The 18,387-nt window shown below is 68.2% G+C and carries 18 protein-coding genes and 1 pseudogene; 12 read left to right on the forward strand and 7 right to left on the reverse strand.

Annotated features, from left to right (window positions below; translation table 11 throughout):
• Nucleotides 1–589: 589 nt before the first annotated feature.
• From Ahu01nite_RS20680 to trxA, 3 genes are all read right to left on the reverse strand, one after another.
• A complete protein-coding gene (locus tag Ahu01nite_RS20680) occupies nucleotides 590–1,000 on the reverse strand; it encodes a CoA-binding protein (protein WP_203838220.1) in 411 nt (136 codons plus the stop codon).
• A gap of 77 nt (nucleotides 1,001–1,077) precedes the next feature.
• Nucleotides 1,078–3,009 (reverse strand): intein-containing Rv2578c family radical SAM protein, encoded by a 1,932-nt coding sequence (locus Ahu01nite_RS20685; RefSeq protein WP_203838221.1) that lies wholly within the window; start codon nucleotides 3,007–3,009, stop codon nucleotides 1,078–1,080.
• Between the two features lie 113 nt (nucleotides 3,010–3,122).
• Nucleotides 3,123–3,515 carry a thioredoxin gene (gene trxA, locus Ahu01nite_RS20690; protein ID WP_203838222.1) on the reverse strand — a complete coding sequence of 131 codons (393 nt, stop codon included), beginning with the start codon at nucleotides 3,513–3,515 and terminating at the stop codon, nucleotides 3,123–3,125.
• Between the two features lie 402 nt (nucleotides 3,516–3,917).
• Here trxA and Ahu01nite_RS20695 point away from each other — a divergent pair, with 402 nt between their 5' ends.
• From Ahu01nite_RS20695 to Ahu01nite_RS20725, 7 genes are all read left to right on the forward strand, one after another.
• The gene (locus Ahu01nite_RS20695) at nucleotides 3,918–4,571 is read left to right on the forward strand and encodes a TrmH family RNA methyltransferase (protein ID WP_203838223.1); all 654 of its coding nucleotides are present in this window, start codon (nucleotides 3,918–3,920) and stop codon (nucleotides 4,569–4,571) included.
• A 120-nt stretch (nucleotides 4,572–4,691) separates the two neighbouring features.
• Nucleotides 4,692–5,351, forward strand: coding sequence for a DUF6758 family protein (locus Ahu01nite_RS20700; protein ID WP_307794533.1), 660 nt, complete (start codon nucleotides 4,692–4,694; stop codon nucleotides 5,349–5,351).
• A gap of 126 nt (nucleotides 5,352–5,477) precedes the next feature.
• Entirely contained in the window at nucleotides 5,478–5,636 is a 159-nt protein-coding gene (locus tag Ahu01nite_RS20705; protein WP_203838224.1) for a hypothetical protein, read from the forward strand.
• A 9-nt stretch (nucleotides 5,637–5,645) separates the two neighbouring features.
• Complete coding sequence (locus tag Ahu01nite_RS20710) at nucleotides 5,646–6,524, forward strand: PH domain-containing protein (RefSeq protein ID WP_203838225.1); 879 nt, start codon at nucleotides 5,646–5,648, stop codon at nucleotides 6,522–6,524.
• 43 nt (nucleotides 6,525–6,567) lie between these two features.
• On the forward strand, nucleotides 6,568–7,419 hold the full coding sequence (locus Ahu01nite_RS20715) for a PHP domain-containing protein (protein ID WP_203838226.1): 852 nt from the start codon (nucleotides 6,568–6,570) through the stop codon (nucleotides 7,417–7,419).
• A gap of 51 nt (nucleotides 7,420–7,470) precedes the next feature.
• Nucleotides 7,471–8,088, forward strand: coding sequence for a MarC family protein (locus Ahu01nite_RS20720; protein ID WP_203838227.1), 618 nt, complete (start codon nucleotides 7,471–7,473; stop codon nucleotides 8,086–8,088).
• 123 nt (nucleotides 8,089–8,211) lie between these two features.
• Nucleotides 8,212–9,030, forward strand: a complete 819-nt coding sequence (locus Ahu01nite_RS20725) for a RecB family exonuclease (RefSeq protein ID WP_203838246.1) — start codon at nucleotides 8,212–8,214, stop codon at nucleotides 9,028–9,030.
• Between the two features lie 204 nt (nucleotides 9,031–9,234).
• Here the strand turns inward: Ahu01nite_RS20725 and Ahu01nite_RS20730 are convergent, their stop codons facing one another.
• The gene (locus Ahu01nite_RS20730; protein ID WP_203838228.1) at nucleotides 9,235–10,095 is read right to left on the reverse strand and encodes an oxygenase MpaB family protein; all 861 of its coding nucleotides are present in this window, start codon (nucleotides 10,093–10,095) and stop codon (nucleotides 9,235–9,237) included.
• A 145-nt stretch (nucleotides 10,096–10,240) separates the two neighbouring features.
• Nucleotides 10,241–10,675 (reverse strand): Fur family transcriptional regulator, encoded by a 435-nt coding sequence (locus Ahu01nite_RS20735; RefSeq protein WP_203838229.1) that lies wholly within the window; start codon nucleotides 10,673–10,675, stop codon nucleotides 10,241–10,243.
• 280 nt (nucleotides 10,676–10,955) lie between these two features.
• Here Ahu01nite_RS20735 and Ahu01nite_RS20740 point away from each other — a divergent pair, with 280 nt between their 5' ends.
• The 3 genes from Ahu01nite_RS20740 to Ahu01nite_RS50495 all read left to right on the forward strand — a co-directional run bounded on the left by Ahu01nite_RS20740 (nucleotide 10,956) and on the right by Ahu01nite_RS50495 (nucleotide 14,194).
• Nucleotides 10,956–11,435 (forward strand): DUF2231 domain-containing protein, encoded by a 480-nt coding sequence (locus Ahu01nite_RS20740; protein ID WP_203838230.1) that lies wholly within the window; start codon nucleotides 10,956–10,958, stop codon nucleotides 11,433–11,435.
• Between the two features lie 623 nt (nucleotides 11,436–12,058).
• Nucleotides 12,059–12,244: a hypothetical protein gene (locus tag Ahu01nite_RS20750; RefSeq protein WP_203838232.1), complete on the forward strand. Its 186-nt coding sequence runs from the start codon at nucleotides 12,059–12,061 to the stop codon at nucleotides 12,242–12,244.
• Nucleotides 12,245–13,984: 1,740 nt separating this feature from the next.
• Entirely contained in the window at nucleotides 13,985–14,194 is a 210-nt protein-coding gene (locus tag Ahu01nite_RS50495; RefSeq protein WP_239159015.1) for a hypothetical protein, read from the forward strand.
• 62 nt (nucleotides 14,195–14,256) lie between these two features.
• Here the strand turns inward: Ahu01nite_RS50495 and Ahu01nite_RS51405 are convergent.
• Together Ahu01nite_RS51405 and Ahu01nite_RS20760 are read right to left on the reverse strand one after the other, a co-directional pair.
• Nucleotides 14,257–14,349 (reverse strand): annotated as a pseudogene (locus Ahu01nite_RS51405) (FmdB family zinc ribbon protein); the annotation flags it as partial.
• Nucleotides 14,350–14,420: 71 nt separating this feature from the next.
• Nucleotides 14,421–15,083, reverse strand: coding sequence for a 5-formyltetrahydrofolate cyclo-ligase (locus Ahu01nite_RS20760; protein ID WP_203838234.1), 663 nt, complete (start codon nucleotides 15,081–15,083; stop codon nucleotides 14,421–14,423).
• A 39-nt stretch (nucleotides 15,084–15,122) separates the two neighbouring features.
• Here Ahu01nite_RS20760 and Ahu01nite_RS20765 point away from each other — a divergent pair, with 39 nt between their 5' ends.
• Nucleotides 15,123–17,276 carry a diguanylate cyclase gene (locus Ahu01nite_RS20765; RefSeq protein WP_203838235.1) on the forward strand — a complete coding sequence of 718 codons (2,154 nt, stop codon included), beginning with the start codon at nucleotides 15,123–15,125 and terminating at the stop codon, nucleotides 17,274–17,276.
• A gap of 51 nt (nucleotides 17,277–17,327) precedes the next feature.
• Nucleotides 17,328–18,278 (forward strand): UTP--glucose-1-phosphate uridylyltransferase, encoded by a 951-nt coding sequence (locus Ahu01nite_RS20770; protein WP_203838247.1) that lies wholly within the window; start codon nucleotides 17,328–17,330, stop codon nucleotides 18,276–18,278.
• Nucleotides 18,279–18,387: the final 109 nt, after the last annotated feature.

The following is an 18,387-nucleotide window of genomic DNA, read 5'->3' on the forward strand; positions in this document are numbered from 1 at the left end:
GGCTTGGCCCTCGGCCCGGCTTGGCCCTCGGCCCGGCTTGGCCCTCGGCCCGGCTTGGCCCTCGGCCCGGCTTGGCCCTCGGCCCGGCTTGGTCCGCGCCTGGCCGATCCGTGCCGGCACTGGCCCGCCCAGGCAGTGGCCCGCCCAAGGCAGTGGCCCGCCCAGGCCCGGGACCACCCCGGCAGGTGTCTGCCGGGGTCGCTGATCCTGCCGTGCAGGCCGAGTCGTTCCGTCTGGTCGAAGCCGGATGACAAACTCCGATTCCTCAGCCCTATCAGAGCGTCAAAGCACTCGAGGACCATCGCCCGACGGCCAACACCCAGCGTCCGGCCCTCCGCAACGGCTGGAAAGCACGGCTCAGAGCAGACGGCTCAGAGCAGACGGCTCAGAGCAGACGGCTCAGAGCAGACGGCTCAGAGCAGACGGCTCAGGGCGGCGGACGGCTCAGGGCGGCGGACGGCTCAGGGCGGCGGACGGCTCAGGGGCAGCGGACGGCTGAGGGGCGGCGGACGGCTGAGGGTGGACGGCTGAGGGGCGGACGGCGGGCGGCCTACAAAAAGTGGACCTGGCGGCGGGCGACAACCAAGCGTCAGGGCAGTTTCGACAGGCTGGCTACTGCTCGTTCGACGGCCAGGCAGCGGTCCTCGACGTAGTCCAGGCCGGCTTCTGTTGCGAGGCGGCGGCCTTCGGTGGAGGTGATGCCGGATTGGAGCCAGATCGCTGGGGCGGCCTTGGTGGCTATGGCTTGGCGGATTACTTCCAGGGCGTCGGCGGAGGGGCGGAAGATGTTAACGAGGTCGACCGGTTCGGGGAGGTCGGCGAGGGTGGGGACTGTTTTGAGGCCGTAGATCTCGTTGGCGAACGGGTTGACCGGGATGATTTTCCAGCCGTGGCGCAGCATTTGGAGGGGGACGGTGTGGGCGGGCTTGGCGGGGTCTCGGGAGGCTCCGACAACGGCGATGACCTCGGATTCTGCGAGGATTTGCGTTGTTGTTCGCATGGCTTCGACTTTATCGATGTCGGGGGCTTCGGCCAGGCCAAGTTTGCTGCCTGTGGATAACCCTGGGGATAACTCGGTCAGAGCAGCGTGAGCTGTTCGGTGTCGGAGTGGGCTGGGGTGGTGGGGGAGGCCTGGCGGGCTTCGCCGGGGGTGGCGCGGTGCAGGTTGTGGCGGCGGGCGGCCAGGCGGACGCGGGCACCGATTTCGTTCTGGTAGGTCTGCGGCAGGTAGGAGCCGTCCCGGTAGAGGTCGCGGTAGCGCGGGGCCAGGGCGGGGTGTTCGCGGGTGAGCCAGGCGGCATACCACTCGCGGGCGCCGGGGCGCAGGTGGAGAGCGAGTGCGGTCACGCCGGACGCCCCTGCGGCGGCGATCGCGGCGACGGTTTCTTCGATGGATTCGTCGGTGTCGGTGAGGCCCGGGAGGATCGGTGCCATCAGGACGGTGACCGCGAAGCCCGCGTCGGTGAGGCGTCGCACCGCGTCGAGGCGGCGTTGGGGGCTCGGGGTGCCCGACTCGACCGCGCGCCACATGGCCTCGTCGAGGAAGCCGACGGAGAAGGCCAGGCCGACATCGGTGACGGTGGCGGCCTGTTTGAGCAGCTCGAGGTCGCGCAGGATGAGTGTGCCCTTGGTGAGGATCGAGAACGGGTTCGCGTGGTCGCGCAGCGCCGTCAGGATCTCCGGCATCAGGCGGTAGCGGCCCTCGGCGCGCTGGTAGACGTCGACGTTGGTGCCCATCGCAACCGGGCTGCCCGTCCAGCGCGGGGAGGACAGCTCGCGGCGGACCAGCTCGCCGGCGTTGACCTTGACGATGACCTTGGAGTCGAAGTCGTGGCCGGCGTCGAGGTCGAGGTAGGTGTGGGTGTTGCGGGCGAAGCAGTTGTGGCTGACGACTCCGTCGGCGATGAAGTCGCCGGTGCCCGTGGTGATGTCGTAGAGGGGCAGGGTCAGGCCGAGCTCTTCGATGTCGGCCACGGTCAGCTGCGGGTCGCTGCGGACCCCGACCCCGGACGCGTCGAGCGGCGCCTCGATGGTCCCGGTGAGGTGGCGGAACCGGAGCGCGGCCCACAGGTCGCGGGTGACCTCCACCGAGCCGACGCCGCCGAGCTGGGGGTGCGGCGGGCGGCGGCTGGGCAGGCCGAGGTGGGTCAGCGCCTCGGTGACCCGGGAGAGGAAGCCCTGGTCCCGGCTGGTGAACACGATCGCGAGGCGGTCCGCGACACCGGTCGCGCCGAAGGCCCCCGCCAGGAAGCCCCTGTACCACCCGCCGGTCGGCATTTCCGGCCAGCGGAGTGCCTCGTGCATCGGGACGTCCTCGAGGTAACCGTCGGCGCGGATCCAGGCGTCGCCCTCACGCGGGCTGGCCGTGAGAGGGGCGCCGGCGTCGCCCCGGATCAGGCCGCACAGATAGCCGGCCTGGTAGTCGGGTGACTCCTTGGGCGGGTCGGCGAAGTGCCCGACGCCGGACATGCGGTCGCCGACGGCCAGCGCGGGCAGGTGCGGCTCGGCGGGGCTGACGTGCCGCCATCCGCGGTCGGTCAGGAAGCGGTGGTCGCCGCTGGCCACGAGCCGGGTGCCGTCGGCGAGCGTGACCCGGTAGGCGGGCTTCGACGTGCTCCAGTGGTCGAGCACCGTCGTCGTTTCGTACCTCCGGTGGGGGCCGGCGCCGGTCGTGCCGAGCACCGCGTCACCCACCTGGAGCTGCGACAACGGCCGCGTCGATCCGTCGGCCATGAGGATCGGGGTGTCGCCGCCGAGGCAGTAGGAGCAGGCGTGCGAGCAGCCACGGTAGGGATTGATCGTGTATTGGAACGGCACGCGGGAGGCGCCCGGGACCCGGTTGATCATTGATTTGGCCCGGATCTCGTAGAACGTCATGCCGCTGAAGCCGGGTGTGTCGAACGTGCGGACGACCGCTCCGGGCAGCGCCAGCGGCAGGGGTGAGGCCACCGGCGCTGCGTCCAGGAGCGAGGCGTCGTCGGGTCGTGCCGACAGGTGAGACCATCGCATAGCCAAGATTCGAACACATGTTCGACACGGCTGTCCACCCGTTCCCACGAAAGAACAAAACCGCGCCGCGAGCCCCTGAGGGGTCCGCGGCGCGGTCGGGTAAAGCGAGGTGGTCAGCTGTGCGCGGCCTCCGCCTTGGCGTCGCCGTGCTCGTGCTCGGCGATCTTCTGCTTGACCTCGTCCATGTCGAGCTTCTCGACCTGCTCGATCAGCGACTCGAGCGCCGACTCGGGGAGGGCGCCGGGCTGCGAGAAGACGAGAACGCCGTCGCGGACAGCCATGATCGTCGGGATGGAGCTGATGCCGAACTTCGCGGCCAGGTCCTGCTGGGCCTCGGTGTCGACCTTGCCGAAAGTGATTTCGGTGTGCTTCTCCGAGGACCGCTCGTAGGTGGGAGCGAAGCGCACACACGGCCCGCACCAACTTGCCCAGAAGTCGACAAGCACGATGCCGTCCTTGCCGGTCACCTCGTCGAAGTTCTCTGTGGTCAGCGCAACGGTCGCCATGATCTCTCCGTCCACGGGAATTGGCTTACGTGCTGGTAAACCCGTCTTCTACCTCGATGATTCCCGCCGCGGGTCCTCGTGACACGTGGCCTGCGGCACCTTCAAGCCTGCTTCGGCGTCCCATGGTAACCGAAAGTAAGGGCATCGCTCTCTGATGTCACCAGAAAGCAAATCTGTGGATCTTGCGCCCGCCGCAGCTAGAAAACCTCTTGATCTATCGCGACTTCAATAGGCAACAAAGTTAATTGTGACTCGGGTCACCTTCAAAGGCCCTTCACATGTGTACGCAGGGTGAGGCAAAATTTCTCGCATCAGAGCGTGGGCGGCGGGTGCCGGGGAGGGCCCCGCCGTTCACTGCGTCTGGGTGCGGGTGAGCGGCGCCACCGGCTAGCCTCAGCGGCCATGATTCCCGATCAGCTGCCCGCCTCCGATGAGCCGGCCCATGCACAGGATGTGGGCGTCGGTCCCTGGGCGGGACCGCTGCCGGCCGGTGAGCACTTCGACCCCGAGCTCCTTGTCGAAGGGGATCGGCGCAATGTCGTCGACCGGTATCGCTACTGGAAGCGCGAGGCTGTGGTGGCCGACCTCGATCAGCGCCGGCACACCTTCCACGTCGCGATCGAGAATTGGCAGCACGACTTCAACATCGGCACGGTGGTCCGCAACGCCAACGCCTTCCTCGCCGCCGAGGTCCACATCGTCGGCCTGCGCCGCTGGAACCGCCGTGGCGCGATGGTCACCGATCGTTACCAGCATGTCCGGCACCACCCCACGATCGACGACTTCACAGACTGGGCCGCCGCGGCCGGTCTGCCGATCATCGGGATCGACAACCTCCCCGGGTCGCGCCCGATGGAGACGGTCACCCTTCCGCGTGAATGCGTCCTGATTTTCGGCCAGGAGGGCCCCGGGCTCTCCGACGCGGCGCGCGCTGCCTGCAGCGAGCTCTTCTCCATCGCTCAGTACGGGTCCACGCGATCGATCAACGCCGGGGTGGCCAGCGGCATAGCCATGCATTCATGGGTACGCGCACACGCCGGTCCCCCGCCCGACTGAAGCGAAAGCCCGATTGAAGCGAAAAGCCCGGCTGATTCGTAAAGGTCGAACTGCCCGGGTTCTGCCGATTCGCTTGACGCGCGCCGTCGTGACCCCCACCGTTGAGGGGTGGGTGTCACAGTGAGTTGCCCCCGTTGTGCCGCGCAGGTCCGGCCGCCGGACCTGATGCACAGCGATTGGCGTTGCGACAACTGTGGCGACGTCTATCCCTTCCATGTCGCCGAGCACATCAGCTCCGAGATCATCGACAGCGTGGTGCGACAGCCCTCGGCCGAGCGCCGGGTGCCGCTCTGGTGTCCGTGGCCGCTCCCGCCCGGGTGGATGGTGACCGGCGTGGGCTGGGCGGGCGACGAGCGTTCGGGAGTGCGTGCGACGGCGCTCTCCTGCAGCGGCCCGGACCCGCTCGGCGGTGGTCCTGCCGACCTCGTCCTCATCGCCGAGCAACCCGGGGTCGGCCTGGGCACCCGCTTCGCCGGCATCCCGGGCATCGATCCGGGTTACCTGATCGCGGAGGCGCTCAGCGACCCGTCCCAGCACTGTGGTCCACATGCCAAGATCAAGGCAGGTGGACATCCCACTCCCTTGTGGTGCGTAAAGGCCCCGGAGGACCGCAGCGCCTATGTGAGTGAAGCCAAAGGAATGTGGCTCTATGCGGTAGCGTGGCCGGCAAGCGCGGGATACTTCCTCGCCGAGCATGTCGTGCTTCACGACCTGTCCGTTGAGGTGGTTCCCGAGCTCGTGTACGGGGCGCCGTCGCCGTACCTGCATGGTCGTGCCTGATCGAGGCCGCGTGACCTGCGGGAACGGTATCGGCTTTTCGGGCACTAAGTTCACACAGCGCAGCGAAACTGATACCGTGAGTGTTGACGGCGTCGACCGTACCCGCAACGGAGGAGCAGGCCCGCCATGATCAAGAAGGTACTCACCTGGCTTGGCATCGCATTCTTGATCTTCTTCATTGCGTTCAACCCGAACTCGGCCGCGGCCGTGTTCTCGTCGCTGGGTTCCACGATCGGCGACATAGCTCGCGGATTCGGAACCTTCTTCACCAACCTCGTCGCTTAACATCTGCGTATGGGTCCTGGTGAGCCGCGACAGCCTGAGGGTGAGGGTGCGCGCCGCCCTCGGGACGACGATGAGTATTTCGGCCACAACGATCCCGTAGTCAGGGACGACGGCCCGGAGTACGCACGAGGCACGGCGCAGGCCGACGGTCCGGCTTATTCGGACAGTGCGGCCTACACGCCGAGTGCCGGCTATGCCGATGACTACGAGACCCGTGAGCAGCCTCGCTACCGCGACGAGCCGCTTGAATACGAGGCGCCGGTCTTCACCGAGGACGAGCTCAAGGGGCTCGGCGGTGACGGCTCGGGTGTCCCGGGTGGACCGCGGCGCGTGCTCCCGCTGGAGGACGAGCCGACCACTCTGGTCTCGCGATATCTCTTCCCGACCGAGCGTTACCGGGGCGAGTGGAAGCGGCACTGGATCCATCTGTCCACGCCGCTCGCGGTCGGCATCGGCGCCACTGTGGTGCTCGGCTATCTCGCGGGCTTCCTCACCCAGCAGAGCATCGACGGCCTCGTCACGGCCGCGGTGCTGATCTGGCTCGGGGTGATGGGCTGGGTCGCGTGGAAGGTTGGCGACTGGTACTTCGATCGGTTCATTCTGACCAACAAACGGGTGATGGTCGTCAACGGCATCGTCACCCGAAAGGTCGCGATGATGCCGCTGCTGCGGGTCACCGACATGAAGTACGAGCAGTCCGCGCTCGGCCGCATGCTGAGCTACGGCACGTTCGTCCTCGAGTCGGCCGGCCAGGATCAGGCCCTGCGTGAGGTCAAGCACCTGCCCAACCCCAACGAGTTGTACCTGCGCGTCGTCGAGGAGATGTATGAGCCTCAGGCGGTCGAGGCGCGGCTCGGCAAGGATGGTGACGGGGGCGACGACGCCTGACGTCCGTACGTGGTTCTTTGCGAGCAACCGGTAGCTTTTTCGAGTGACCAGAATCGACCTGCACTGTCACTCGAGGGCCAGTGACGGCACGCTGACCCCGTCCGAGCTGATGCGTGCGGGCGTGGCCGCGGGCCTCGACGTGATGGCCATCACGGACCACGACACCACCGGGGGCTGGGACGAGGCCGCAGCGGCGCGGCCCGCCGGCCTCACACTCGTGCGCGGGGCCGAGCTCTCCTGCCGGTGGTACGGCGTCGAGCCTGCGATCCCCCTGCATCTGCTCGCCTACCTGTTCGACCCCGCCGAGCCGCACCTCGCCGCCGACCTGCTGCGGATGCGCACCGATCGCGAACGGCGCGGCGAGAAGATAGTCGAGCTCCTGCGGGCGGACGGCGTGGACATCAGCTGGCCCGAGGTGCACGGATACGCGGCCGGCGGCTCGGTGGGACGCCCCCACATCGCCCAGGCGCTGATCCGGGCCGGGCTCGTACGCACCACCAACGAGGCGTTCGCTTCCCGGTGGCTCGGCGCGCGTTACTTCGTACCCAAAGCGGATCTTGATGTTTTTGAAGCAGTGCGCGCCGTCCGGGCCGCCGGGGGAGTGCCGGTTTTCGCGCACCCGAACGCCACGGTCCGCGGGCGCATCGTGCCCGACAAGTTGATCGTCGACCTCGCCGAAGCGGGCCTTTTCGGACTCGAAGCCGACCACGAGGACCACTCGATCGAGCAACGGGCCCACGTGCGCGCGCTCGCCGCGGATCTCGGGCTCATCGTGACCGGATCGTCCGACTTCCACGGCACCCACAAGACTGTCCAGCTGGGCGCGTTCACGACTGAGCTCGCGGCGTACGAGAAAATTGTCGCGGCCGGCACCGGCGTCCCGATCTTGGGGTGACGGTCCTCGCAGTTCAGGGCACCGAACGTGGCCGCCACCTAGGTTGATCGCGTGGATCTGAAACTGTTCGGTGAGTTCTTCGTGACCTTGCTGGTGATCGTGGACCCGCCGGGCATGGTGCCCGTCTTCCTCGCTCTGACCGGCACCCTGCCGGCCAAGGAACGCACCCGCGCGGGCACCCAGGCCGTGCTGCTCGCGCTCGGCGTCATCGTCATCTTCGCGGTCGCCGGGCAGACCCTGCTCGATTACCTGCACGTGCAACTCCCCGCCCTCCAGGGTGCCGGCGGTCTGCTCCTGCTTCTGGTCGCGTTGCAGCTGCTCACGGGCAAGACGGACGAACCGTCGGAGCAGGGCGGCACCACCAACGTGGCCCTGGTCCCGATCGGCACCCCGCTGCTGGCCGGCCCCGGCGCGATCGTCGCGACCATGCTTTTCGTGCAGCGTGCGGACGGTTTCTCGGATTACTCGATCATCGGTCTCGGCATCATCGCTGTCATGGCCTCAGTGTGGCTGGTGCTGCGTTTCTCCGGCGTCATCGTCAAGCTGCTGCGCCCGGCCGGCATCGAGGTCCTCACCCGCATCGCCGGCCTGCTCCTGGCAGCCATCGCGGTCCAGCTCATCGCCGACGCGGCCTTCGCGTTCGTGGAGCTCTACGCCGCGTCCTTCTGAGCCCTCGTCGAAGTCGGACCCCTGGTCGCAATTTTTGTCGTAGGGCCCTGGCAGGATTGGCTCGTGCCCAGGACCCCGCCGCGATCGGCCGCCGTTCCCCACCAACAGCTGGGCTTCGACGGCATGCCCGAACGTCTCTTCGTCTGCACGCCCAGCAAGCTCGGCTCGTATGCGGACTGTCCCCGCCGCTACCGATACACCTACATCGACCGGCCCAGCCCGCAGAAGGGCCCACCGTGGGCGCACAACTCGCTGGGCGCGAGCGTGCACACAGCCCTCAAGAATTGGTACGCCCTGCCGGTCGACCGTCGCGGCACAGCGCCCGTTGCCAGCCTGCTCAAATCGACCTGGGTGCGCGAGGGCTACCGCGACGTCGATCAGGAGCGCATCGCCTACCGCAAGGCGCTGGGCTGGCTCGACACCTACGTCGCCGGCCTCGACCCGCAGGAAGAACCCCTCGGCGTCGAGCGCGTCGTCGCCACCAAGACCGCGGTGCTCGCCTTCAACGGCCGGGCCGACCGCATCGACGCTCGCGACGGCGAGGCGGTGATCGTCGACTACAAAACCGGCCGCACCGGCCTCGATGCCGACGACGCCCGCGGCTCACAAGCTCTGGCCCTCTATGCGTACGCCGCCCAGCGCGTCTTCCGCCGACCGTGCCACAAGGTCGAGTTGCACCATCTGCCAACAGGCACGGTATCGACACACGAGCACACCGAGGAATCCCTCAACCGCCAGCTCGCCCGCGCCGAAGCCACCGCCCGCGACATCATCGCCGCCGAGAAATCGCTGGCGGCGGGCGCCGACCCGGACGACGAGTTCCCGACGAACCCAGGGTCTTTGTGCGCGTGGTGTGACTTCCGCAAGAGCTGCCCGGCTGGCGCCGAGGTGCAGGCCAAGGAGCCATGGGCCGCTATCGAGCACCTGGAGCGCACGACGTAGCCGTTTGTCGATGTCCAGCGATAACCGGCGGTGCAGACCAAGGCCGTGGCCGGGCGTAGTGGCGTCGCCTGAACGGGTCACGGGCGGTGCGGTGCCGGGCGTGTGGGTCTGGGCGTGTGGGTCTGGGGTCTGGGTGTGCGGGGTCTGGGTGTGCGGGTGCTGGGGGTTCGGGGTCTGGGCGTGCGGGTGCTGGGGGTGGGCGGGTTAGGCGATGCCGACGCGTTCCAGGGCGGCTTGGCGCATGGGGGCGACGCGGTACTGGGCCGGGACGGCGGGGAGGGCGGCTTTGATGAGCAGGCGCAATCCGCGTACTGACAGATCTGCTGACTTGTCTGTCGTCGGCCAGCCCAGGCCGCCGTACATTTTGCGGGCCCAGGGTGGCAGCAGGGCGAGCGCCGTCCCCGCGATGCCGAGGTAGGCCCACCGGGTCGGGCCCAGCGTGAGACCGAGACGCAGCGACCGGCTGCCCCAGTTCCCCGGGACCGGCGGGACGGTGAGGAAGAAAGCCGTCTCCGCGCTCTCCTTCGTCATCGCCAGCTCAGGCCGGATCTCCGCGTAGTAGGCAGCCACCTCCGCGGCCGTCCCCGGCACCGTGCCCGGGTCCAGCCCGATCATCTCGGCGGCGCGCAGCTGCTCGGTGTAGTAGCCGTCAACCTCGGCATCGGTCAGCTCGAGCCCCGCGCGCCGGGCCGTGGTGAGGAACGACTCGACCTCGGCGACATGCACCCAGCGCAGCAGCTCCGGCTCGTCGATCCGGAACGTCTCACCCGTACGCGGATCGGTCGCCCGCATTTGTGAATGCATCCGCCGGACCCGGCTCGCCGCCAGCTCGACCTCGGCCATGGTGCCGTAGAGAATCGTCCCCACGTACGCGGAGGTTCGCTCGAAGCGGCCCCAGGGGTCTGCCTTGTAGCCGGAATTCTGCGCGATGGCGGCGACCGCCCGGGGGTGGAGTGCCTGCAGGTACAGCGAGCGCAGGCCGCCCATCGTGACGATGGGCTCTTTGTGCACCTTCCAGGTGATCGAGTCAGGGCCGAAGAGTCCGAGGTCGCCCACGCTGTTCATTCCTCCAGCGTGCCACGCAGATTGCCGATCGAGCAGGCCATATGTACGGACGGCATCTGCGGCCCTTCGCTGCGCGTTCCCCGGCTACGCGTCTCCTGGCTGCGTGCCGCTTAACTGCGCGTTCCCCGGCGCCCTGCCGGTCCGGTCAGGCGACGCGGTCCGCGTGGCGTTCCTGCTGGCATGATGGGCACAGCCCCCAGAAGGTCACCTCCGCCTCGTCGACCTCGAAGCCGTGCCCGGTCCCCGGGTCAATGCAGGGGCGTTCGCTCACGGCGCAGTCGACGTCCTCGATCGTGCCGCAGCTCCGGCACACGATGTGGTGATGGTTGTCACCCACCCGGGCCTCGAAGCGGGCCGCGCTGCCGGCAGGCTCGATCCGGCGAGCCAGCCCGGCGCGGGAGAGCGCGCCAAGAACGTCGTACACGGCCTGGGTGGAGACCGAATCGAGGCGTTCGCGGACCTGCCGGGTGATGTCGTCGACCTCCAGGTGCCCACCCTGGGTCAGCACGTCAAGCACCGCGAGCCGTGGCCGCGTCACCCGCAGACCATGGTTACGCAGCAGCTCTTCACCGGTCGCCATCCCACAATGACAGCACGCGGAACGTGACGGCTCAACAATGATCTGAGCGGGCACGCCTTTCGGTGTTCCAGGGCATCAAGCTTGGGCTGTGCGTGCCCGGTCGCTTGCCCGGGCCCAGGTCCGGGGTCGTTCCGGCCTGGGCTGGCACCGGTTTGGGGCACGCTTTGGCCAACGGTGAACCGGATCGCCCCTGCGCGCGTAACCGCAAACAAGTGGATGTTTGCATCGTCAGATAGTTTCGGCGGGCGGCCCGATACTTCAACCTTCAAGGAGGGTGACCGTGTTCGACCAGATTAACGGCATGCCCGTACACGCCCTGGTGCTTCACGCTGCGGTTGTGTTCGTGCCGCTCCTGGCGCTGTTGGCCATCGTCTACGCGGTCCTGCCGCGCTGGCGATCAAAGATCGGATGGGCGGCGCTACTGCTGTCCATCGCCGCGCCGGCTGCTACCTACGTAGCCATGGCATCGGGCTCCAAACTGCGCGACCGCCTGGTCGCGAACGGCATGAGCGGCCCCCCGCTCGAGCAGATCGACGACCACATGGGTTTCGGAACCCTGACGTTCTACTTCTCGCTCGGCCTGGGCATTGTGACCCTCATCATGGTCATCCTCACCCTCCGGACGCCCAGCCGCCGCCTCCCCCTGCCTGCCGACATCGGCCTGGCCGTCATCATGGTGGCGTTGGCCGCGCTCTCGGGCTACTACGTCTTCAAGACCGGTGACTCGGGCGCGCAAGCAGTCTGGGGCACTTCGTCGTGATGAAGCCCCGTCCCGGTCGCCATGTGGGGTGGCGACCGGGACGGTCATCAGCTTCGCCTGCCGCCCGGCTCCCTTTGCTTCGCCTGCTCCCTCTGCCTGCCGCTGGCTCCCTCTGCCTGCCGCTGGCTCCCTCTGCCTGCCGCTGGCTCCCTCTGCCTGCCGCCGGCTCCTTCTGCCTGCCCGCCGGCACCCTTTGCCCGCCGTCGGCTCTGAAGAAGATGTCCGGGCGTCAGGTCAGAAGATCACCCGGGCGCAGAGCAGGCACATCAGTACCAGAGCGATCGCCCCGGCAACCAGGCCCACGCCATAGGTCATCGTGCGAGCGGCGCCCTCGGACTCGTTCACCGAACCCAGGTTCTGGGCCGGCATCGACCGAGGCGGCGGAGGGTGGGAAACCACCGGGGGTCGCCAGTGCGGGGAAGCCGGCGCCTGTCGAGGCGGTCCCTCGTAAACAGGCTTCGGTTTCGGGGCCGGCACCGGACGGTCAGCCCCGAACTGCCCCGCGGCAGAATCCGGGCGTTTCCAGTACGCGTCGTCGTCAGGTCCGGTCGGGGCGGTCACGTTCATCGACGCTACATCTATCGAGTGCCGACAGCGCACGCGACGCGGCTTACCCTTGAACCGTGGACATCCTTGACGAACCCGACCGCGACGTGGACGCCGAGCGGACCGTCGACTTCGAGTCGGAAGACACCCCCGTTCTCCCCGACCAGACCCGCGACGACACCGCCCGCGGCTGGGGCTACACGAGCACCGAGGACTCGAACGACGAACGCCTCCTCGAAGACCGCCCACCCCACTGGGGCTGAGCCTCCGTCCAAGCATCGAGCCCGCTCGGCCCTGCCGGGGGCATGCCCATGCGCGCTGAGCGGCTCGGCCCGGTTGTCATTTCGCGTTCCGCGAGTCCTGCAACGTTGAGTGGACGCGGCGTGCCTGCTGCCCGATCCGCCAAATGTTCGGCCGCTCGGCCGCTCGGCCGCTCGGCCAGCGGACTGCCAGCCGTTGCCCGGCCCAACCAGCCGGTTTTGCCCCGACCTGGCCCGCCCCGGCTCTGTCCGGGCCCTTGCCAGCGCGCCCGGTCCGGCCTTGGCTTGACGGTCCGGCCCTGGCTTGGCGGCCCGGCCGGGCGTCAGGCTGTCCGGGCGTCAGGCGGGGCGAACGGTTATCGCATAGCCCTCAGGGGGTTGTTTGATCGCCGCCTTCGCAGCTTCGGGTGGCAGGGCGAGCAGAAGGCCGCCCGCGAGTGGGTCGTCGATGCCTGTTACCCCCAGGACTGTGGCAGCGGTGGCTATCGGGCGGGTGCCGTCGGTGGGGCGGAATAGGTCGACGCGGTCGCCGACCTGGACCAAGCGCAGTCCGGCTGGCTCGGCCAGGCGTATCGGAACACCGACCGTGCCGATCGGAGGCCGTAGCGGTGCAGCTCCGTATGCGTCGCCGGTGGCCGTCGTTGTCCCGGCGCCTCTACCGGCACTGACAACTCCTGGCTCGGACACGGCTGCAACTGGGCTGGCCGGAGCGCCGGCCGAAGTATGGGGTTGGCTGGTTCGGCCGAGCGTTGGTGGCCTGCTGGATTGGTTTGCTTGGGCGCCGGACGAAGCGGTGCCCACTGGCCCGCCAGCGGCACTGGTGGCGCCACCAGTGGTCGCGCCGCTTGAGCTGTTTGCCGAACCGTCAGCAGGGCTGGTTGCTGCCTGACGGGCTGAGGGGGCTCGTAGGTGGGGTGTCTCCAGGGGTGAGCCGCAGTCGGCCGTTCCCGACCAGGCCAGGAAGGTCGCTGAGGCAAGCAGGATCGCCATCGCGGACAGCTTCAGCAGGAAGTTTCGCCGGGGCCTGCGCCAGCGGACCGTGTCCAGCGATGGCTCCGATGATGTTGTTCGATTCGTTCGCACGCGATGAAGGTAGGGAAATCGCGGGGTCGGCGTCGGTGGCCCTGTGGACAGCCGCGCGTTGTGGATAACTCAGGGTCGGGGCTTGCGGTGCGGTAAAAATGAGGGGCCAGGTCGACGGCCCGGGGCGGGTCATCTCCATCGACGGCGGGTTCGCGGCGTGAGCTGGCGAGCCCGTGCGCGGGACGAGGTCTGCCTTCCGGAGTGCGCACCGGCTGCGGTTGATGGCACGGCGCAGGAGGCCGCTGCTTTGACCGCACAGAGCGCGGCGTGGTGCGGCGCAGTCCTTGGAGCTCAGATCCGACGGGCCGGCGCTTAGCTGGACCGCGCAGGGACGGCTGAGATCCCCATCGGGGCGACATGGCCGGGGGATTGTGCCCGGCGCCTCGTCACTGTGGGGGCTGATCATCGGGTCGGCAAAGACGGACAGGCACGTCGGCTGACAGGCGTCTTCACAGGGACACGGGCGGATCGCCGGTGTAAGGAGAGCGGGCGTCCGTGCTCCAGGGGGAACGGGGAGATCCCCCGCTACCGGGAGAAATGGGCGGGTCTCAGCTGGCTGCGCCGGGAAGGGATGGGTGCAGCCAGCTGGGTCGAGTCCCGGATCCGGGCAGGCAGGAGCGTCGCCGGTGCTCTGGGCGAGTGGCCGTGGCGCGGTGCAGCTTGCGTCAGGAGGAGGACGTCGAGGCTGAGGACGTTGACGACGAGGAAGAGGACGACGAGGGGGTTGAGGCCGGTGTCGACGACGTCGTGCTGGGAGATGAGGACGAGTCGGAGGACTTGCTGTCCGACGACTTGCTGTCCGAGGTTGAGGTCGCGGCCGCCGCCGGCTTCTCGGCGCTTACGTTGCCGGCGCGGGAGTCGTTGCGGTAGAAGCCGGAGCCCTTGAAGACGATGCCGACTGAGTTGAAGACCTTGCGGAGCTTGCCGCTGCAGTTGGGGCACTCCGTCAGAGCGGGGTCCGAGAAAGACTGCACCCGCTCGATCTGCTCTCCACACTCTGTGCAGGCGTACTGGTACGTGGGCACTGGTCCTCCGCGTCGCTACTCGATGGCTTGGCACTCATCGTCCAGGAGTGCCAATGCTCCGTCATCGGAGTTTATTTCGTCCAGTCGGGTGGCGCACTGAGACCCTCCGTCGGAGTGATCGTCGCCCCTACGCGCCGGTCGTGCGGTTCGGCGGGCACGGTGTCGACCAGTTCTCCGTCGTGCAGGAGGGCCACGGTGAACGCCGTGGGGGCGACCCGGGCCAGGGCGCGGTCGTAGGAGCCGCCGCCTCGGCCCATGCGGACGCCTCGGCGGTCGACGGCGAGCGCCGGGACCACTACGAACGAGGCCTCGGACACCGCCGCGACGCCAAGGCGCCGGCCGACGGGTTCGAGGAGGCCGCGCGCTCCTGACTGAAGGCTGGACGGGCTTTCGTAGAGCGCCCAGTCGAGGTCGCCGTCGGGTAGCAGTACCGGAAGCAGGATCACCGGGGAGTGCGCTGAGTGGAACGGGCCGGGCAGGGGCGCGGGAGTGGCGTGGACGCTGCGTAGTGCTTCGGGCAGTTCGGGGCCGCCGGGTTCCGGACCCAGCGGGACATAGGCAGCAATCACTGTCGGTGATTGGGTGCGGATTGCGGTCAGGAGGGTGGATCGGGTGGCAAGGGCGGCGGAGCTGAGATTTTCCGGGGATTTCGATCTACGGGCTGCTAGGAGGCGTGTGCGGAGGGCAACCTTTTCGGCGCGTGAACTTTCCGCATCACTGGCGAAATCGGGCATACAACACCCCCTTCTGAAAACCGGCAAACGGTGCGCACTATGTCAGCATCGCTCCAAAGAAGGCCACTTCCAGGAGGATATGTGACTCTGCGTGGCCGACTCACTGCTGCCTTCCTCGCGGTCGTGCTCGGTCCTGTCCTGCTCGGATCCTTCTTTGTCGGGATGACCGTCGCCACGGTGAGCCGGGACCGGACCGCAGAGCGACTTGATCATGCCGCAACGACGGTTCGGACAGCGATCGGTGCGATGTGCCGACAACTCCAAGCTGTCGCGGACGCGGTTGCCGTGCTGCCCGTGACCGATCAACGGACCGCTGCCGACCAGATGATTGCCCGAGGGCTGGCGTCCGAGGTTCGCATCGGGCCGGCTGCCAGCACCACCACGACGGGTGGGGCCGCCGGTGAACGCGACTGTGCGGCCGCAGACCAACGAGGGCAGGCGGGCGGCCAGGGCCAGGTTGGGGCAGGCCAGGTTGGGGCAGGCCAGGGTGGCGTGGGGGAGGCGGTTACCGCGGTCGGCGCGAGGGCGGTGCAGGACGACGTCGTTGTGGTGGCTTTGGAGCGGATCGATTCCCTCTTCATCGGGCGCCTTGGTGACAGCAGCGGTGCGCGTGTCGAGGTTGGTGCCGGGGAGGTTTCCGGTGCGGCGGGGAGATGGATACCCGTTGAGCCCGGTCAGCCGCTTCCGATCAGCGTGGAGGTGCGGTCCGAGGAGCCGGCGATGCTGTACGTCTTCCTTGCCGTGGCCGTTTTTGCGGTGGCGGGGCTGGCCGTTCTTGCCGCTCGGTGGCTGGCTCGCTCCACGACGCGGCCGCTGGAGGAGCTTGCCTGGGCGGCGGGCAAGGTTGCCGACGGGGAGCTGGGTGTGCGGGTGCCGGTGGGGCGGGGGGACGAGATCGGGCAGCTGGCGGGCACGTTCAACCGGATGACGCGGGAGCTTCAGGCGTACGTGCAGGCGCTGACCGCGAGCCGGGACCAGTTGCGGGGGCATCTTGCGATCCTCGGCGACACGCTGTCGAGCACTCACGACGTACATCGGATTCTTGAGGTCATTCTGCAGACCGCATTGTCGGCGACCGGGGCTCGAGCCGGCGTTGTGTTGCTCATCGATCCGGGTGAAGCTGTCCTGGTCGCTCGTTGCGCGGAGGGGCTGACCGGGCGGTGGGATGTTCCCGAGGCTGATCTTCCCTCCCTCCGGATTCCGGTGGGGCACGGGATTCTCGGTGTTGTCGCTGCTGGGGGCGAGGCGAGGCGGGGGTTCTGCGATCTCGGGGGCGGTCCCGTGGACGAGCCGGCGGGGCGTACCTATGTGGCTGTTCCTATCTGCGCGCCGGCGACGGTCGGGGATCCGCTGGTGCCCGGTGGGCTGATGACCGAGAGCGGACAGCCCGCGATTCTCGGTGTCCTGGCTCTCTATGACCGGCTCGGTGCGGACGAGTTCGACGACACCGACCTGCACACCCTGCGCACCTTCGCGGGGCAGGCCGGGGTCGCTGTGCACAACGTGCGGGTGCACGAGGAAGCGCAGCGGTTGTCGCTCACCGACCCGCTCACGGGGCTCTGGAACTATCGCTACCTGCGGGAATCGCTGCGTCGGGAGGTGGAGCGGGCCACGCGGTTCGGGCGGATGCTGACCGTGCTGGTGCTCGACCTCGACCACTTCAAGGACGTGAACGACACGTACGGGCATGCTGCCGGGGATGCCGTGCTGGGTGAGTTCGCGCGGCGGATCCGGATAGGGCTCAGGGACGTCGACGTTGCGTTCCGTCAAGGAGGTGAAGAGTTTGTCGTGCTTCTGCCGGAGACTGACGCGTACGGGGGAATTATTGTCGCGGAGCGGTTGGGGTCTGCGGTTCGCGACATTCCGGTTCCTATCGATCCGCGGCGGATGAGCGGGGTTGCCGGGGTCGCTGTGGACCGGGTTGCGATCAGTGTGTCGATCGGGATTGCTGTATACCCGGAGCACGGTGCGACCGCTCAGCAAGTGCTTGATGCCGCTGATGACGCGCTGTATGCGGCTAAGAACGCAGGGCGTGACACGTACCGTCTCGCCGAGAGCATTCCGCTACCCGCTGTGAATGTGACTGACCCGTCAGTTTCGCGAGGGGTGACGGATGGGAAATCCGATCAACAGGGACCAGTGGCGGGCGCGTCCGGCGGGCCACAGCCGCCGCGACAGGGCCGTGGCCGCTAGTCTCGCGGCATGTCCGGGCACGAACTCAGCAAAGGTGCGGTGACTCCTCAGATGACCACGCAGGCGCATGCGACCGGCCGTCGAGCCGTCAAGGCCGTCATTCCGGCCGCCGGGCTCGCCACCCGATTTCTTCCTGCTACCAAGGCTGTCCCCAAAGAACTCCTGCCCGTTGTAGACCGTCCGGTGCTCCAGTACATCGTGGAAGAGGCCGCGGCTGCCGGCATCACCGATGTGCTGCTGGTGACCGGCCGGGGCAAGACCTCCATGGTCGATCACTTCGACCGGCGGCCCGACATCGAGGCACGCCTCGAGAAGAAGGGCGACCTTGAACGGCTCGCGGCTGTACGCCGTACGAGCGACTTGGCCGACATTTACACCTGCCGTCAGGGTGAGCCGCTCGGTCTGGGTCATGCCGTAGGCGTGGCCGGCTCCCACATCGGCGACAACGCGTTCGCCGTCCTGCTGGGCGACGAGTTCGTCGAAGAGGACCAGCCGCTGCTGCCCGCCATGCTGGACCTGCAGGCGCAGACCGGGGGCATCGTGCTCGCGTTCATCGAGGTGTCCCCGGAGGAGACCAGCCGCTACGGCATCGCCTCGGTCAAGCCCTCCTCGTTCGGTGAGGACATCGTGGAGGTGACCGGGCTGGTCGAGAAGCCGAAACCCGAGGAGGCGCCGAGCAACCTCGCCGTCGTCGGCCGCTACATCCTGCCCGCCACGATCTTCGAGGCGATCCACAACACCAAGCCCGGCAGCGGCGGCGAGATCCAGCTGACCGACGCGATGGCTCAGCTGCTCGCTGAGGGGACGCCGGTGCACGGCATCGTCTACCGCGGACACCGGTACGACACCGGGATGCCGCTGGGGTATCTGCAGGCTGTTGTCGAGCTCGCGGTCAAGCGCTCCGACCTGGGCGCCGAGTTCAGCTCGTGGCTCACCGACTTCGTCGCCAGCGACAAGATGACCAAGGCCGGCGACAGTACGACCAAGGCCGGCGACAAGTGATAAGCCCCTGCGACCGCGCGCCGATGGCCGGCGCCCCCGCAATAACCGGCGCCCCCGCGGCAGGGATCAGCGGCAGGGCGGCGGAGATCAGCGGCCGGGCGGCGATAGC

This window comes from Winogradskya humida, from assembly GCF_016862215.1.
GTDB lineage: Bacteria > Actinomycetota > Actinomycetes > Mycobacteriales > Micromonosporaceae > Actinoplanes > Actinoplanes humidus.

Excerpts from the sequence above, each read along its gene's own strand:
- Ahu01nite_RS20765 (WP_203838235.1), top strand. The coding sequence starts at position 15,123 with ATGTCAGCATCGCTCCAAAGAAGGCCACTTCCAGGAGGATATGTGACT.
- Ahu01nite_RS20725 (WP_203838246.1), top strand. The coding sequence starts at position 8,212 with ATGCCCGAACGTCTCTTCGTCTGCACGCCCAGCAAGCTCGGCTCGTAT.
- Ahu01nite_RS20730 (WP_203838228.1), bottom strand. The coding sequence starts at position 10,095 with ATGAACAGCGTGGGCGACCTCGGACTCTTCGGCCCTGACTCGATCACC.
- Ahu01nite_RS20760 (WP_203838234.1), bottom strand. The coding sequence starts at position 15,083 with ATGCCCGATTTCGCCAGTGATGCGGAAAGTTCACGCGCCGAAAAGGTT.
- Ahu01nite_RS20705 (WP_203838224.1), top strand. The coding sequence starts at position 5,478 with ATGATCAAGAAGGTACTCACCTGGCTTGGCATCGCATTCTTGATCTTC.
- Ahu01nite_RS20695 (WP_203838223.1), top strand. The coding sequence starts at position 3,918 with ATGATTCCCGATCAGCTGCCCGCCTCCGATGAGCCGGCCCATGCACAG.
- Ahu01nite_RS20710 (WP_203838225.1), top strand. The coding sequence starts at position 5,646 with ATGGGTCCTGGTGAGCCGCGACAGCCTGAGGGTGAGGGTGCGCGCCGC.
- Ahu01nite_RS20770 (WP_203838247.1), top strand. The coding sequence starts at position 17,328 with ATGACCACGCAGGCGCATGCGACCGGCCGTCGAGCCGTCAAGGCCGTC.
- Ahu01nite_RS20680 (WP_203838220.1), bottom strand. The coding sequence starts at position 1,000 with ATGCGAACAACAACGCAAATCCTCGCAGAATCCGAGGTCATCGCCGTT.
- Ahu01nite_RS20685 (WP_203838221.1), bottom strand. The coding sequence starts at position 3,009 with ATGCGATGGTCTCACCTGTCGGCACGACCCGACGACGCCTCGCTCCTG.
- Ahu01nite_RS20735 (WP_203838229.1), bottom strand. The coding sequence starts at position 10,675 with ATGGCGACCGGTGAAGAGCTGCTGCGTAACCATGGTCTGCGGGTGACG.
- trxA (WP_203838222.1), bottom strand. The coding sequence starts at position 3,515 with ATGGCGACCGTTGCGCTGACCACAGAGAACTTCGACGAGGTGACCGGC.